The organism is Streptomyces sp. NPDC057002 (assembly GCF_042673825.1).
Taxonomy (GTDB): domain Bacteria; phylum Actinomycetota; class Actinomycetes; order Streptomycetales; family Streptomycetaceae; genus Streptomyces.
The window spans coordinates 22,104-37,680 of sequence record NZ_JBHURZ010000014.1 but is presented as its reverse complement, the minus strand read 5'-3'; the positions used below and the strand labels follow the sequence as shown (position 1 = coordinate 37,680).

General features: G+C 71.9%; 11 protein-coding genes. All 11 read left to right on the top strand.

Features of this window, described 5'->3' with window-relative positions; genetic code table 11:
* Nucleotides 1-86: 86 nt before the first annotated feature.
* The 11 genes from ACFT32_RS42690 to ACFT32_RS42640 all read left to right on the top strand — a co-directional run bounded on the left by ACFT32_RS42690 (nt 87) and on the right by ACFT32_RS42640 (nt 15,314).
* Nucleotides 87-1,052 carry a LysR family transcriptional regulator gene (locus tag ACFT32_RS42690; protein ID WP_382499980.1) on the top strand — a complete coding sequence of 322 codons (966 nt, stop codon included), beginning with the start codon at nt 87-89 and terminating at the stop codon, nt 1,050-1,052.
* Nucleotides 1,053-1,219: 167 nt separating this feature from the next.
* Nucleotides 1,220-2,287, top strand: a complete 1,068-nt coding sequence (locus ACFT32_RS42685; protein ID WP_382499978.1) for a hypothetical protein — start codon at nt 1,220-1,222, stop codon at nt 2,285-2,287.
* A 150-nt stretch (nt 2,288-2,437) separates the two neighbouring features.
* The gene (locus ACFT32_RS42680; protein WP_382499977.1) at nt 2,438-4,627 is read left to right on the top strand and encodes a bifunctional polysaccharide deacetylase/glycosyltransferase family 2 protein; all 2,190 of its coding nucleotides are present in this window, start codon (nt 2,438-2,440) and stop codon (nt 4,625-4,627) included.
* Nucleotides 4,627-5,838 (top strand): acyltransferase family protein, encoded by a 1,212-nt coding sequence (locus ACFT32_RS42675; protein ID WP_382499975.1) that lies wholly within the window; start codon nt 4,627-4,629, stop codon nt 5,836-5,838. Before ACFT32_RS42680 ends, ACFT32_RS42675 begins: the two co-directional genes overlap by 1 nt.
* Nucleotides 5,839-5,931: 93 nt before the next feature.
* Entirely contained in the window at nt 5,932-6,888 is a 957-nt protein-coding gene (locus ACFT32_RS42670) for a hypothetical protein (protein ID WP_382499973.1), read from the top strand.
* Between the two features lie 154 nt (nt 6,889-7,042).
* Nucleotides 7,043-8,428: a nitrate/nitrite transporter gene (locus tag ACFT32_RS42665; RefSeq protein WP_382499971.1), complete on the top strand. Its 1,386-nt coding sequence runs from the start codon at nt 7,043-7,045 to the stop codon at nt 8,426-8,428.
* 116 nt (nt 8,429-8,544) lie between these two features.
* Complete coding sequence (locus ACFT32_RS42660; protein WP_382500080.1) at nt 8,545-9,696, top strand: uroporphyrinogen-III synthase; 1,152 nt, start codon at nt 8,545-8,547, stop codon at nt 9,694-9,696.
* 953 nt (nt 9,697-10,649) lie between these two features.
* A complete protein-coding gene (locus tag ACFT32_RS42655) occupies nt 10,650-11,243 on the top strand; it encodes a CGNR zinc finger domain-containing protein (protein ID WP_382499970.1) in 594 nt (197 codons plus the stop codon).
* Between the two features lie 373 nt (nt 11,244-11,616).
* Nucleotides 11,617-12,138 (top strand): sigma-70 family RNA polymerase sigma factor, encoded by a 522-nt coding sequence (locus tag ACFT32_RS42650; protein ID WP_010039908.1) that lies wholly within the window; start codon nt 11,617-11,619, stop codon nt 12,136-12,138.
* Entirely contained in the window at nt 12,138-12,965 is an 828-nt protein-coding gene (locus ACFT32_RS42645) for an anti-sigma factor family protein (protein ID WP_382499966.1), read from the top strand. Before ACFT32_RS42650 ends, ACFT32_RS42645 begins: the two co-directional genes overlap by 1 nt.
* 60 nt (nt 12,966-13,025) lie before the next feature.
* Nucleotides 13,026-15,314 (top strand): HelD family protein, encoded by a 2,289-nt coding sequence (locus ACFT32_RS42640; protein WP_382499964.1) that lies wholly within the window; start codon nt 13,026-13,028, stop codon nt 15,312-15,314.
* The last annotated feature ends 263 nt before the right edge of the window (nt 15,315-15,577 follow it).

The following is a 15,577-nucleotide window of genomic DNA, read 5'->3' as shown; positions in this document are numbered from 1 at the left end:
CGCTGTCGGGGAGCGGCGAGGCCTGTCCTCCTCGTGCTTGTCGGGGAGCGGCGTCACCGCGTCGCTCCCCGCTGTAGGTTCACCGCATGCCCGCCCACCTCGACCCCCGGCTGCTGCGCGCCTTCGTCACCGTCGCCGAGGAACTCCACTTCACCCGTGCCGCGGTGCGGCTGCACGTGGCGCAGCAGGCGCTCAGCCGGGATGTGCGGCGGCTGGAGCGGGAGCTGGGCGCCGAGCTGTTCGTGCGCACCACCCGCCAGGTGACGCTCACGCCCGAGGGAGAACGGCTGCTGCCGTACGCCCGGCGCGTGCTGCGGGCGCAGGAAGAACTGCTCGCCGCCTTCGACCAGGCCCGGCCCCTGCTGGTGGACCTCAACTCCCCGGGACTGGTCACACCGCGCCGCGTACTGCACCGGGCGCGCGAACTCGCCCCCGGGCAAGAGCTGATGGCCCGCTACGAGAGCGGCCTGACCGGTGCCGCCGGGGAGCTGCTCGCCGGGCGGCTGGACGCGTCGTTCGGACGGTTCGGCGGGCTGGACCCGGCGCTGCGGGCCGGGCTCGACCACCAGCCCGTGCGGTACGAGCCCATGGCGGTCGTACTGCCCGAGGACCACCGGCTGGCCGCGCTGGCTGCGGTGCCGCTCGCCGAGCTGGCCGGCGAGACCGTCTACGCGGGGGCCGGCAATCCGCGGACGCCGGAGTGGACCGGCCTCGCGCGGCAGCTGTTCGAGGGGCGGGGCATCGAAATCGCGCCACCCGCGCCGCTGGCCGTGGGAGAGGAGGAGTTCCAGCGGATCATGGCCAGAACACGCAACCCGGTCCTGGCCGTTGTGGGGTTTCCCGCCCTGCCGTCCATGGTGTCGCGGCCCTTGGTCGATCCCGTTCCGCTGTCTCCCGTGTCGCTGGTGTGGCGCAGGGGCCTGACCCACCCCGCGTTCGACGCGCTGCGACGGGCCGCGGCCCGGCTCGCGGCCGAGGAGGGGTGGCTGGACAGGCCCGCCGGGGCCTGGGTTCCGGCCGGAGACGATGTCCGCATGGCGTCTCGCGGCTGACACGATTCGGTACGCCGTCCACACAGGACCTCCGCGTGCGCTACATTCAACGCCTGAGCACGGTGTGGTAATGGGGGGCGCTCGGACGGGTGAGGGGGCCCGGTCCGACGACGGGTGCTCAGGTCGTCAGCGCACCTGAACCATCCCGTGGGGGGAAGTGCGTGCGCGTGAAAAAGTGGCGAGAAGACGCCCAACCCGAGTGGCCCGAGGCCGCGGCGGTGACCGGTGAACTCCCCGCAGACGGCAGAGTCCGGGACCGCAGAGCCACTCAGCTCTTCGCCGGGAGCGACCTCCAGGGGACCGGCCACCGGCTGCCCGCCGGGACGGAGATACTGCGCGGCATTCCCCGGCAGAGCGAGGGCGAGACCGACTCGTTCGTCCCGGAACCCGGGTCCCGGCCCACCGTCCGCGACCCCTGGGAGGAAGAGCCCGGGGAAGCCGTCCCGTCCGGCCACGGCCGCGACTCCGCAGGGGACACCGACGACCCTGACGGGCACAGCCACGACCCGCACGAGGTCACCGTCCAGCTCGACGCCGTCCAGCTCGGCGACGGGATCCTCCGGCACGTCAAGGAAGTCCCCGGAGCGGGCTCCGCGGCCGCCGCCGACTCGCCCGTCTTCGTCGACGAGTCCGGCCGCCGCAGCCGCCGCTTCCGCCGGATCGGCATGGCGATCGCACTGGCCTGCGGGGTCTACGCCGTCGTCATCGTCGCCACGCTGATGTCGGGCAACTCCCAGGCGCCCTGGCTGCCCGTACCGGGCCAGAAGGACGCCCCGCCGGCCGGGCAGGTCGACACCCCGCCGCTGCCCGAGCAGTCGGCGCCGACCGACGGCACCGGAGCCACCGCCCCGGGCAGTACGCCAGCGACCGAAGCAGGCACGGTGCCCTCGCCCGGCGCGAGCGCGGGCGAACCCGTGGCCCCCGCGGCCCCCGGACGTTCCGGCACGACCGCCAAGCCCTCGCCGAGCGCGTCCCGGACCGCACCGGCCCCGGGCACCGGCGTCACCGACCCGGCCCCGAGCAAGCCGGCGGACCCGCCGAGCACGCCGGTGTCCGAGCCGACGCCGCCGGTCGAACCCACGCCCGACCCGCCGACCGAGACGACCGGCACCGGCGACAGCGGCGGCACCGGCACGGTCGCCGACGGGCCGGCTCCGACCCAGCCGGTCGCGCAGTCGCCCGTTGCCGACCAGCCCGTCGCCGAGCCGCCCGCGGCCGACCAGCCTGCCGCCTGAGCGCTCCGCTGAAGGTGCCGCGACGGGCCGTAGCTCGTCCGCGGCACCGTCGTGGCCGGTCGCGCGGTTCCCCGCGCCCCTTCAGGGCGCTGCCGCCGGCACCCGTCCCCGTACCACTCGCTCCCCGCACCACCCGGAGTACCACCACCCATGGCATCCCGTACCCGCCGTTCCGGGCTCGCGTCCCGAGCCCGTGGCGGCTCCAGGCGCCGCCGCCTGCCCATGCGCCTGCTGCTGCCCCTGCTACTCCTCGTCGCGCTGATGGCGATGCTCATGCTGCGCGGCTACGTGCACAGCGAGATCCTCGCCGACCACCGGGTCGGGCCGCCCACCTCTAGTGACCAGGTCCCGAAGGAGATCCTCGAGGGCGGGCCCGTCATAGACACCCGGGAGGAGAAGGCGACCGCGCTGGACCTCCCGGACCGCGAGCTGGTGCTGACCTTCGACGACGGGCCCGACCCCGTGTGGACGCCCAAGGTCCTCGACATGCTGAAGAAGCACGACGCCCACGCCGTCTTCTTCATCACCGGCACCATGGCCTCCCGCTACCCCGACCTCGTCCAGCGCATGGTCGACGAGGGCCATGAGATCGGCCTGCACACCTTCAACCACCCGGACCTCGCGCTGCAGAGCAAGAGCCGGGTCGACTGGGAGCTGTCGCAGAGCCAGCTCGCGCTGGCCGGCGCGGCGGGCATCCGCACCTCGCTCTTCCGCCCGCCCTACTCGTCGTACTCCCACCTCATGGACAACAAGTCCTGGCCGGTGACCGAGTACATCGGCAGCAAGGGCTACATCACCATCGTCAACGACACCGACAGCCAGGACTGGCGCAGGCCCGGTGTCGACCAGATCATCCGCAACGCCACGCCGAAGAACGGCGACGGTGCCATCGTGCTGATGCACGACTCCGGCGGCGACCGCTCCCAGACCGTGGCCGCGCTCGACCGGTTCATCTCGGGGCTGCAGGACGACGGCTACCGCTTCGACACCCTGACCGCCGCCCTCGACGCCCCCAGCGCGCACACCCCGGTCGCCGGGCTCGACGCGCTGAAGGGCAACGCGTGGGTCTTCCTCGTCCAAGCATCAGAGAAGACGACCGGCGTTCTCGTCGCCGGGCTCGCCGTCGTCGGCGTGCTGGTCTTCGCCCGGCTCGGGCTGATGCTGATCCTCTCCGTCGCGCACGCGCGCCGCGTCCGCCGCCGCGGCTTCCGCTGGGGCGAGACCGTCACGGAACCGGTGTCCGTCCTCGTGCCCGCCTACAACGAGGCCAAGTGCATCGAGCAGACGGTCCGTTCCCTCGTCGCGAGCGACCACCCCATCGAGGTGCTGGTCATCGACGACGGCTCCAGCGACGGCACCGCGCGCATCGTCGAGAACCTCGGCCTGCCCGGCGTACGCGTCGTGCGCCAGCTCAACGCGGGCAAGCCCGCCGCGCTCAACCGGGGCATCGCCAACGCCAAGTACGACCTGATCGTGATGATGGACGGCGACACCGTCTTCGAACCGACGACCGTCCGTGAACTGGTGCAGCCCTTCGGCGACCCGCGCGTCGGCGCCGTCGCGGGCAACGCCAAGGTCGGTAACCGGGACTCGCTGATCGGCGCGTGGCAGCACATCGAGTACGTGATGGGCTTCAACCTCGACCGGCGCATGTACGACGTGCTGCGCTGCATGCCGACCATCCCCGGCGCGGTGGGGGCCTTCCGGCGCAGCGCGCTGGAACGCGTCGGCGGCATGAGCGACGACACGCTCGCCGAGGACACCGACATCACCATGGCCATGCACCGCGACGGCTGGCACGTGGTGTACGCGGAGAAGGCCGTCGCCTGGACCGAGGCCCCGGAGTCCGTGCAGCAGCTGTGGTCCCAGCGCTACCGCTGGTCGTACGGCACGATGCAGGCGATCTGGAAGCACCGCCGCTCCCTCGTCGAACGCGGACCCTCGGGCCGTTTCGGCCGGGTGGGCATGCCGCTGGTGTCGATGTTCATGGTCGTGGCGCCGCTGCTGGCCCCGCTCATCGACGTGTTCCTGCTCTACGGCCTGGTGTTCGGCCCGACGGAGAAGACCATCGGCGCCTGGCTGGGTGTCCTCGCGGTGCAGGGGGTGTGCGCGGCCTACGCGTTCCACCTCGACAAGGAACGCATGACCCATCTGCTCTCGCTCCCGCTCCAGCAGCTCCTCTACCGCCAGCTCATGTACGTCGTGCTGCTCCAGTCCTGGATCACCGCCCTCACCGGCGGCCGGCTGCGCTGGCAGAAGCTGCGGCGCACCGGCGCGGTGGGCCTGCCCGGGGCGGGCAGCGGCGCGCCCCAGCAGCCGGTGGGCGGGAGGCAGGCCTGATGACCACGCACCCCGAAGTCGTAGCCGACGCCCCTGAGAAGGAGCGGACCACCGGCACCGGCCCCGTCCGCGACCGGTACTTCGATCTGCTGCGCGCCCTCGCCCTGTTCCGTGTCGTGCTGTACCACCTGACGGGCTGGGCCTGGCTGCCGCTGGTGTTCCCGTCGATGGGCGTGATGTTCGCCCTCGCCGGCAACCTCATGGCCCGCTCGCTCAAGCGCCCGCCCGTCCAGGTGATCCGCGGCCGGCTGCGACGGCTGCTGCCGCCGCTGTGGCTGCTGGGCGTCGTCGGCGTCACCGGCATGGTCCTCCAGGGCTGGGGGCCGGGCGACGACGGCCATCCGGGCTGGTGGTGGCTCCACCTCACCTTCTGGATCGTCCCGCTCAGCGACCCGCCGTACGCCGAGGGACTGCCCGGCGTCCACGGCTTCATCGGCGAGGACTGGGCCGCCGAACTCGCCGGCCCGCTCTGGTACATCCGCGCCTACCTCTGGTACGTGCTGCTGTCCCCGCTGCTCCTGAAGGCCCTGCGCGCCCTGCCGGTCGTCACGCTCCTGGCGCCGATCGCCCTGGCGGTCGCCCTGGAGCACAGCTACCTCACGCTGCCCGGCGAGCGGTTCCCCTCGGCGCTCACCGACTTCTCCACCTTCGGCGCCTGCTGGATCCTCGGCATGGCCCACCAGGAGGGCATCCTCAAGCGGCTGCCGCGCTACATCGTCCCGTCGGTGGCACCCGTCATCGCCCTGGCCGGCCTCTGGTACGCCCTGCACCACGACTTCGGCACCGGCAACGACCTGGACAGCATGCCCCTGGCCCAGGCCCTGTGGTCCTTCGGCACGGTGTTCCTGCTGCTGCACATCAGCCCGTCCTGGTCCGAGTGGCCGCCCAGGCTGCGCCGCTGGGCCGGGGCGATCACCCTGCTCAACTCCCGGGCCGTGACGATCTATCTGTGGCACAACACCTGCATCCTGATCGCCGCGACCCAGTGGGACCGGCTGTGGAGTGTCACCGTGCTGGAGCAGAACGTCCCGGGCCTGCTGGAGAGCCCCTGGCCGGTGCTGGTCCTGGTCTGGGTGCTGCTCGGCGGCTGTGTCCTGGCGTTCGGCTGGGTGGAGGACCTGGCGGCGAAGCAGAGGCCCCGGTTGTGGCCCAGGAGTGAGCCCCGGGTGAGGGTTCGGGGGAGCAGGCGGCGAGCCGTACCCGGCGGCTGATCCCCGTTCCCCGGGCGTCTCTCCGGTGTGGAAAACTGCCCGGGTTGCGCATGTGAACGACTGGGATCAGTGACGGGCCGGGGGAGCGGTGGGATGAGCAAGCGGCAGACACAGAAGATGCTGCGGCTGATGGCGAGCGGAGAGCCGGTCGAGCTGACCAGCCCGATGGCGTCCGTGAAGAAACTCGCCCGGCTGGCCTTCGTCGCCCAGCAGTTCGGCTACGAGTACGCGGACGTGCGGCAGAGCAGCGGCCGCAACGGCGCGCTCACGATGCTGATCCTGCCCGACCCCAGCCCGCACGCCCGGGGCCGGGCCGCGCAGAACTGGGCGCAGTATCCGAACGCCGCCGACGGTGTCTCCCTTCCGCCGCTCGTGCCCGACGCCTTCGAGCTCCTCAAGGCCCGTATCAACTTCGACCTCACCGGCAAGAGCGCCGAGAAGCGCATGGGCTACGCGGCCCTCGGCCTCACCGTCGGCTGCGTGATCCTCGGCGTACGCCTGGGCGGGGAGGCCTCCGACTTCGTCGCGGCGGGCCTGGTCTGGCTTCTCTTCATGGCGATCTTCGGCATCGGGCTCCTGGTCACCCGCAAGCGCAACGCGAAGTTCGCCGCCCGGCTGCGGGCGGCCGGCTTCATGCCGGTGACGGACGAGAACGGCCGCACGCGCTACCTCCCGCCCGGGGCCCAGCTGCCCGGGCACGGCAACCCCTTCGGCGGGGGGCCGTACGGCGGTGCGCCGGGCCAGGCGCCCGGGATGCCCGGTCCGGCCGTCGGGGCGCCCGCGGGTCACGGACATCAGCAGCCCGGGCAGACACCGGCCCCGGCACCGGGCCCGTATGCCCAGCCCGCCCCGGGCCCGTACGCCCAGCCCGCTCCGGGCCCGTACGCCCAGCCCGCTCCGGGCCCCTACCCGCCTCAGCCCGCGCCCGGTCCGTACGGGGCGCAGCCCCCTGCCACGCCGTATCCGCCGCAGCAGCAGCCCGGCCCCTATGCGCCGCAGCAGCCGCCCCACCCCGGGCAGAACCCCCACTGGCAGCACCCGCAACGCTGACACAACGCCGCCGAACCTCTCATCCCGCCCGGGCCCGGGGTGAGAGCAAAGTTCCCTCGAGGTCACTCGATGGCACAGTCACGAAACGAGCCCTCCCTACCTTCGGGATCAGCCACTCGTAGTAAGACCGAGTCCCGGAGCAAGTGGAGGCGTCATGACAGGCCCTGGCACGGCACCCGCACCCCCGAGCAGGGGCGGACGCTGGATCCGGCACTGGGATCCCGAGAACGAGACCTTCTGGAACGAGACCGGTGAGAAGGTCGCCCGCCGCAACCTCCTCTTCTCCGTGCTGTCGGAGCACATCGGTTTCTCGATCTGGACCCTGTGGTCCGTGATGGTGCTCTTCATGGGCCCGGAGTACGGCCTGACCCCCGCCGACAAGTTCATGCTGACCTCGATGGTCACCCTGGTCGGCGCGGTCGTCCGCGTCCCCTACACCTTCGCCGTCGCGATCTTCGGCGGCCGGAACTGGACGATCGTCTCCGCCGGTCTGCTGCTGGTCCCGACCGTCGCCGCGTTCACCGTGATGGAGCCGGGCACCTCCTTCTCCACCTTCCTGCTCGTGGGCCTGCTCGCCGGCATCGGCGGCGGCAACTTCGCCTCCTCCATGACCAACATCAACGCGTTCTTCCCGCTGCGGAAGAAGGGCTGGGCCCTCGGCCTGAACGCGGGCGGCGGCAACATCGGCGTCCCCGTGGCGCAGCTGGTCGCGCTCGCGATCATCGGCGCCGGCGGTGGCCCGCGCGTGCTGCTCGGGATTTACATCCCGTTGATCGTCGTAGCCGCTGTCATGGCCGCGCTCTTCATGGACAACCTGGAGAACGTCAAGAACGACACCGGTGCCGCCAAGGACGCCGCGCGGGACGCCCACACGTGGATCATGTCCATCCTCTACATCGGCACCTTCGGCTCCTTCATCGGCTACAGCTTCGCCTTCGGCCAGGTGCTCCAGAACGAGTTCGGCCGTACGCCGCTGCAGGCCGCGTACGTCACCTTCCTCGGCCCGCTGCTCGGCTCCCTGATCCGGCCCGTCGGCGGCTGGCTCGCCGACCGGTACGGCGGCGCGAAGATCAGCCTGTGGAACTACGTCGCCATGGGCGTCGCGACGGCGGTCCTGATCGGCGCCTCCATGGAGAAGTCGCTGGCGCTGTTCACCGGGGCGTTCGTGGTGCTGTTCGTGCTCAGCGGGCTCGGCAACGGCTCGACGTTCAAGATGATCCCGGGCATCTTCCAGAACAAGGCCCTGGCCAAGGGACTGCGGGGCGAGGAGGCCGCGGCCTACGGGCGCAGGCTCTCCGGCGCCTCCATGGGACTCATCGGCGCGGTGGGCGCGCTCGGCGGTGTCGGCATCAACCTCGCCTTCCGCCAGTCCTTCCTCTCCTACGGCTCCGGGACCGGCGCGTTCGTCGCCTTCCTCGCCTTCTACGTGGTCTGCTTCGGGATCACCTGGGCCGTATACCTTCGGCGTACGGCTCCGCGGGTACCCGTCAACACGGCGACCTCGGAGGCGAAGCCGCAGCTCAGCTACGCCAAGGTGTGACGTAACACCGCCGACATCATGCCGATCCGGGCCTGTCACGAGCCGTTGACAGGCTCGATCGGCATACACGTACGCCGAACCCATGGAGTACGACGACTCGAATGCGGGACGAGAGCATGCACGAGGAACAACAGCGACCGGAACACGGCCCACTGGCGGGATTCACCGTGGGCGTCACGGCCGCGCGCCGGGCCGAGGAGCTGGGCGCGCTGCTCCAGCGGCGCGGTGCCACCGTCCTGCATGCCCCCGCCCTGCGGATCGTGCCACTCGCCGACGACAGCGAGCTGCTGGCCGCGACCAAGGAGATCATCCACCAGGTTCCGGACATCGTCGTGGCGACGACCGCGATCGGTTTCCGGGGCTGGGTCGAGGCCGCGGACGGCTGGGGTCTGGGCGAGGATCTGCTGGCCCGGCTGGGCGGCGTACGGATCATGGCGCGCGGGCCCAAGGTCAAGGGCGCGGTCCGCGCCGCCGGGCTGACGGAGGAGTGGTCTCCGTCGTCGGAGTCCATGGCCGAGGTGCTCGACCGGCTGCTGGAGGAGGGCGTCGACGGGCTGCGGATCGCGATCCAGCTGCACGGGGAGCCGCTGCCCGGGTTCGTGGAGTCGCTGCGGGCGGGTGGTGCCGAGGTCGTCGGGGTGCCCGTCTACCGGTGGATGCCGCCGGAGGACATCGGGCCCGTCGATCGTCTCCTGGACGCGGTCGTGTCCCGTGGCGTCGACGCGCTGACCTTCACCAGCGCGCCCGCCGCGGCCTCCTTCCTCTCCCGGGCGGAGGAACGCGGACTGCTCCCCGAGGTGCTGACGGCACTCGGCCACGACGTCCTGCCGGCCTGTGTCGGCCCGGTCACCGCGGTGCCGCTGCAGGGCCACGGCATCGACACGGTCCAGCCCGAACGCTTCCGGCTCGGCCCGCTCGTCCAGCTCCTCTGCCAGGAGCTGCCCGCGCGGGCGCGCTCACTGCCGGTCGCCGGGCACCGGGTGGAGATCCGCGGCCATGCCGTCCTGGTCGACGGCGACCTCAAGCCCGTACCGCCGGCCGGAATGGCTCTCCTGCGCGCCCTCTCCCGCCGCCCGGGCTGGGTCGTCGCCCGCGCCGACCTGCTGCGTGCCCTGCCCGGAGCCGGCCGCGACGAACACGCCGTGGAGACGGCCATGGCCCGCCTCCGCACGGCCCTCGGCGCCCCGAAACTGATTCAGACGGTGGTCAAGCGGGGCTACCGCCTGGCCTTGGACCCGGCAGCGGAGACGAAGTACGCGGACGCGTGAGGTTGCGCGGGGGCTGGGCGGCATATCGCCATTGGCGCAGGTGGCGTGCTCTGGCCGACGTGTGCCGGCGCGTCGGGCCACGCGGCGGCCCGACGGGCATCTCGGCGGCATCGACTGCCCTCTCCCTCCGCGCGACGCCGATGACCCCTGGGGCGACCGTTGACGGGTCCTCCCCGGGGTGACCGCTGAGGCCCCCGGGCTGCCTACCGCCGACGGGCCCGGGCGCCGGCGTGCGGCGACAGCGGGCCCCCGCCTCCACCCAGCCCGGTTCGGGCACCCGCCGGTGCGCGGCGGTGCAGCGGGCACCGGGGGGTGAGCGCCTCGCGACTGGGCCGAGGGCATCGGGGCTGGGCCGAGGCCACCGGGCCGGATGGAGGGGCGCCGTGGGCAGAGCTGGGGTGCTGCTCGGCCCACAGTCCGTGGCGGGCCTTCGGCGGCAGCGCCTCGTGGATCGCGCGCCGATGGCTCAGCGGGTCCGCGGCCAAGGGCACGCAGCGCCCTTCTTTACCGAGGAACGGCGCCGGCAGGCGGCCCGCCCTCAATAGTGCGCCGGGTCGAGGCGTCGGCCGGGCACGGCCCAGGATCCGCCGCTGTGCCGGGCTCACCTACGGGCGGTCGACGCCGAAACGCCGCGCGGCCGGGCTGGAGACACCGGCGTGCGAGGCCGCTCCGCGACTGCCCGGAGGCCCCCCTCGTACGAGGCCCCTCCGCGACACCGGCCGACAAGGCCACTCCACGAGCCGCCCCGGCGGCCCCGGCGTACCGACCCGGACACCGACCCCTGGCCGGAACCCCCACCCCGGCGGGTCGGCTACCGGCGTCAGGCCCGTGCCGAGGGGTTTCCGGCGGGGGAGTGGGCAGGCACTGTATGAGGGAACGGTTTCCCAGCCCTCTCACTGGCATCTCACCGGCCCTCTCGCGACCGGGGTGAACCCCTAGGCGGTGACAGGCACATGGCATTGGGTACGGCCACGGCCCCGTACGAGCTGCGGTTCGATGCCGGGCGGATCTGCCTGGACCTGCTCTCCACCACGCATCCGGAGGAGCGGCTCGACTCCGTGGCCGTACTGCGCGCCTGGATCACCGGCTCCGGTCTCGTCCCGGCGGACACCGACCTGGCCCACGCCGACGCCGCCTGGCTGGCCGCCTTCCGCGAACTGCGCGACCAGGTCGGGAGGTTGGTGCGCGGCTGGTCGGCGCCCCGGGCCCGGGCGTACGACTTCGCGCTCGCGCGCGTCAACGACCTGGCCACTCCCGCGCCCCCGGCCCCGCGCGCCGTACGCGACGGAGACGGCGAGCTCATACGGCAGTTGGACGGCCCGCCCGACTGCGCCGCCCTGCTCGCTGCCGTCGCCCGGGACGCCGTGGACCTGCTCACGGACCCCGTCGCCCGCGCGGCGCTGCGCCAGTGCGAGGGGGACAACTGCCCCATCGTCTACCTCGACACCTCCCGGGGGCGAAGGAGGCGCTGGTGCTCCAGCGAGGTCTGCGGGAACCGCGAACGAGTCGCCCGCCATCGCCGCCGTGCGGCACTCGCACGCGCTTAAGTCCCTTTTGCCCATCGCGTCAAGGCAGTTGCGTGGCGCCTGCACTCAATTCCCGTGCCCTAAATGCCACTTCTGTGAACGCACTGTCGAAGTGATTTCGATTACATACCGTTTACCTACGCCACCGTAGGGAAAGCCTGACTTGATCTTGCTCATGTGGCAGAAATGTGAAGATCGCGGGGTGGGAATGTGACCCCATGTCCAGCTCGTCACGTCATCTCGAAGAAATCTGTCACGTCTCGTTGAACGCCCAACCGCTCGCTTCCGTACGGCATGTGGAGCGACCGACTGGGGGAACCCCCGGACACCGGAGGTGGGCGTGCGCAAGGATTCCGTCGTGGCCAATGAACGTGCACCGAGGGCCCGACATCGCATGTCCCAGCCCTCGGAACCCGACGAGGAGCTGATGCGTGCTCTGTACAGAGAACACGCCGGTCCCCTGCTGGCTTACGTCCTGCGACTGGTCGCCGGAGACCGGCAGCGCGCCGAGGACGTCGTGCAGGAGACGCTCATCCGTGCCTGGAAGAACGCCGGTCAGCTCAATCGGGCGACCGGATCGGTACGCCCCTGGCTGGTGACGGTCGCCCGGCGCATCGTCATCGACGGCCACCGCAGCCGGCAGGCCCGGCCGCAGGAGGTCGACCCGTCGCCGCTGGAGGTCATCCCCGCGGAGGACGAGATCGACAAGGCGCTGTGGCTGATGACTCTGTCGGACGCACTCGACGACCTGACCCCCGCGCACCGGGAGGTGCTCGTCGAGACGTACTTCAAGGGGCGTACCGTCAATGAGGCGGCCGAGACCCTGGGCATACCCAGCGGCACGGTCCGCTCGAGGGTGTTCTACGCCCTGCGTTCGATGAAGCTGGCACTGGAGGAGCGGGGGGTGACGGCGTGATGAGTGTTTACGGGGGTAACCAAGGGTTCGGTACGGGAGGCATGGGTATGTCTGGCCCCATGCAGGAATCTCCGGTGCCGAACGAGCACGAGACCGTCGGCGCCTACGCCCTCGGCATCCTCGACGACGCCGAAGCAACCGTTTTCGAAGCCCACCTCGCGGGCTGCGAATGGTGCGCCCAGCAGCTCGACGAGCTGGCCGGCATGGAGCCGATGCTCGCCGCCCTCGCCGACCTGCCCGGCTCCGGCACACCCGCGATCGGCGAGTCGCTGTCCGCGAAGCCCCGCCCGCGTCTGGTGGAGAAGCTCGTCGACGAGGTCGCCGACCGCCGCGCCCAGAAGCGCCGCCGCAGTTTCTACATGGTGGCCGCGTCCGCCGCGCTGATCGTCGGCGGTCCCTTCGTCGCGGTCGCGGCGAACGGCGGCGACGACGGCGGAGGAGCGGAGAACCGCCCCCTCGCCGCGAGCCCGGCCAAGGAAGCCTTCAACGGCATCTCCGACAAGATCACGGCCACCGACCCGACCACCAAGGTCACCGCGACGGTCGCCCTCCAGAAGAAGGACTGGGGCACCGGCATGGTCCTGGAGGCGAAGAACCTCAAGGGCCCGCTGAAGTGTGCCCTCGTCGCGGTCGGCAAGAACGGCGAGCGCGAGACCCTCTCCTCCTGGTCCGTCCCGAACTGGGGCTACGGCATCCCGGACGCCACAACCGAAAAGGCCAAGGAGCCGTTGTACGTCCAGGGCGGCGCCGCCTTCCAGCCGAACGAGATCGACCACTTCGAGATCGTGACCTTCGACGGCAAGCGTCTGGTCGAGGTCGACGCGTAGCCTTTCGGGGTCCCCTTCGCGTACGGTAGACGGCTGCCATGCACGTCAGAAGGGGGCCCGGTGGCCGCTCAGGCTCAACAGGAAACCGCGCTCGAAGACTCCCTGAGAGACCGCGAGATCAGCGTCGAACAGGAACACCTCGACCGGGTGTACCGACGCCTCGAGGAGAAGATCCACGAGGCTGAGTTCCTCATGAACGACGCGGCCCAGCGCGGCCAGGTCGGCACGCCCGGCGCACTCGCCGAGCGGGACGCGCAGGTCTTCCGGGCGGGCGTCCACCTCAATCGGCTCAACAACGAGTTCGAGGATTTCCTCTTCGGCCGTATCGACCTGCTGACCGGCAAGGACGGCAAGAAGGGCCCCGACGGCGCTTACACCGCGGTGGAGCCCGCCGAGGGCGCGGTCCGTGAGGACGACACCGCCGACATCGCCGAGACCCTGCACATCGGCCGCATCGGTGTCCTCGACCAGGACTACGCCCCGCTGGTGATCGACTGGCGGGCCCCGGCCGCCGCCCCCTTCTACCGCTCCACCCCGGTCGACCCCGGCCGGGTCGTCCGCCGCCGCGTCATCCGCTCCAAGGGCCGCAAGGTGCTCGGCGTCGAGGACGACCTGATGCGCCCCGAGCTGACGGCCTTCCTCGACGGCCATGAGCTGCCCGTCATCGGCGACGGCGCCCTGATGGCCGCGCTCGGCCAGGCCCGCAGCCACACCATGCGCGACATCGTCGCCTCCATCCAGGCCGAACAGGACCTGGTCATCCGCGCCCCCGCCGCCTCCGTGACCTACGTCGAGGGCGGTCCGGGCACCGGCAAGACCGCCGTGGCCCTGCACCGCGCCGCCTACCTCCTCTACCAGGACCGGCGCCGGTACGCGGGCGGCATCCTGATCGTCTCGCCGACCCCGCTGCTCGTCGCCTACACCGAGGGCGTGCTGCCCTCCCTCGGCGAGGAGGGCCAGGTCGCCATCCGCGCCATCGGCTCACTCGTCGAGGGCAGCGAGGCCGCGGTCTACGACGCCCCGTCCGTGGCCCGCGCCAAGGGCTCGTACCGCATGCTCAAGGTGCTGCGGAAGGCCGCCCGCGGCGCCCTGGAGATGAACGACGCGCCGACCCGGCTGCGCGTGGTCGCCTTCGGCCGCCGGCTGGAGCTGGAGGACCGGGAACTGGAGGGCATCCGCCGCGCCGTCCTCGGGGGCACCGCCCCCGTCAACCTGCTGCGCCCGCGCGCCCGCAAGCTGCTCCTGGACGCCCTGTGGGAGCAGTCCGGCTCGGCCGGCCGCCACAGCGATCCGGAACTGGCCGCCGAGCTGCGCTCCTCCTTCGACGAGGACATCACCTCCGAGGACGCCTTCATCGCGTTCCTCGACGCCTGGTGGCCGGAGCTGACCCCGGCGGCCGTCCTGGACGCCATGAGCGATGAGCGCCGCCTCGGCCGCTGGGCCCGGCGAATCCTCAATCCCGGCGAGGTCCGCAAGGTCGCCCGCTCCCTCAAGCGCGACGGCCGCTCCGTGCACGACATCGCCCTGCTCGACGAGCTCCAGTCCATCCTCGGCGCTCCCGCCCGCCCCCGGAAGAGGCGCGAGCTCGACCCGCTGGACCAGCTCACCGGCCTGGAGGAGCTGATGCCGGTGCGCGAGGAGTCCCAGCGCGAGCGGGCCGAGCGACTCGCCCAGGAGCGCACCGAGTACGCGCACGTCATCGTCGACGAGGCGCAGGACCTCACCCCGATGCAGTGGCGCATGATCGGCCGCCGCGGCCGGCACGCCACCTGGACGGTCGTCGGCGACCCGGCCCAGTCCTCCTGGTCCGACCCGGACGAGGCCGCCCAGGCCCGCGACGAGGCCCTCGGCACCCGCCCGCGCCGCCGCTTCCAGCTCACCGTGAACTACCGCAACCCGGCGGAGATCGCCGAGCTGGCCTCGAAGGTGCTGGCCCTGGCCATGCCCGGCTCCGAGTCCCCGAGAGCGGTCCGCTCAACCGGCGTCGAGCCCCGCTTCACGGTCGTGGAGGACACCCTCGCCCAGACCGTCCGCGACGAGGCGGCCCGGCTGCTGGAGCGCGTCGACGGCACCGTCGGCGTGGTCGTCGCCATGCAGCGCCGCGCGGAGGCCCGGCGCTGGCTCGCCGGGCTCGGCGACCGGGTCGTGGCACTCGGCAGCCTGGAGGCGAAGGGCCTGGAGTACGACGCGACGGTCGTGGTCTCCCCGGCGGAGATCGCCGACGAGTCCCCGGCCGGACTGCGTGTGCTCTACGTCGCACTGACCCGGGCCACCCAGCAGCTCACGGTCGTCTCGGCGGAGCGGGACGAGCCCGACGCGGCGGGGGTTCCGGACCTGCTGAGGGACTGATCCGGGCCGTCCGGCGGACCGCGCCCGGATACCCACTTGTCAGCGAAATGAACTCCCGGTACGGGAATGGCCTTACGGGATCTGTTTGTTAGCCTGGATGTGGCACCGGCTCGATCCAAGCCCCCGGGCCCAACCTTCGTCGCTACGAGCGACCACTTGCCGCGAGGCGAGCATGGCGGGTCGGTGCCACCTAACTTTCACAGGGGACTTGCGCAGAGACCCACGTCCAAGTGACGTGGGTCTCTTTTTGCTGGCCTGTTCCG

What these genes read in the sequence shown, in the direction of transcription:
- ACFT32_RS42655 (WP_382499970.1), top strand. Translation starts at nt 10,650, where the DNA reads ATGGCATTGGGTACGGCCACGGCCCCGTACGAGCTGCGGTTCGATGCC.
- ACFT32_RS42680 (WP_382499977.1), top strand. Translation starts at nt 2,438, where the DNA reads ATGGCATCCCGTACCCGCCGTTCCGGGCTCGCGTCCCGAGCCCGTGGC.
- ACFT32_RS42650 (WP_010039908.1), top strand. Translation starts at nt 11,617, where the DNA reads ATGTCCCAGCCCTCGGAACCCGACGAGGAGCTGATGCGTGCTCTGTAC.
- ACFT32_RS42645 (WP_382499966.1), top strand. Translation starts at nt 12,138, where the DNA reads ATGAGTGTTTACGGGGGTAACCAAGGGTTCGGTACGGGAGGCATGGGT.
- ACFT32_RS42660 (WP_382500080.1), top strand. Translation starts at nt 8,545, where the DNA reads ATGCACGAGGAACAACAGCGACCGGAACACGGCCCACTGGCGGGATTC.
- ACFT32_RS42675 (WP_382499975.1), top strand. Translation starts at nt 4,627, where the DNA reads ATGACCACGCACCCCGAAGTCGTAGCCGACGCCCCTGAGAAGGAGCGG.
- ACFT32_RS42690 (WP_382499980.1), top strand. Translation starts at nt 87, where the DNA reads ATGCCCGCCCACCTCGACCCCCGGCTGCTGCGCGCCTTCGTCACCGTC.
- ACFT32_RS42670 (WP_382499973.1), top strand. Translation starts at nt 5,932, where the DNA reads ATGAGCAAGCGGCAGACACAGAAGATGCTGCGGCTGATGGCGAGCGGA.
- ACFT32_RS42665 (WP_382499971.1), top strand. Translation starts at nt 7,043, where the DNA reads ATGACAGGCCCTGGCACGGCACCCGCACCCCCGAGCAGGGGCGGACGC.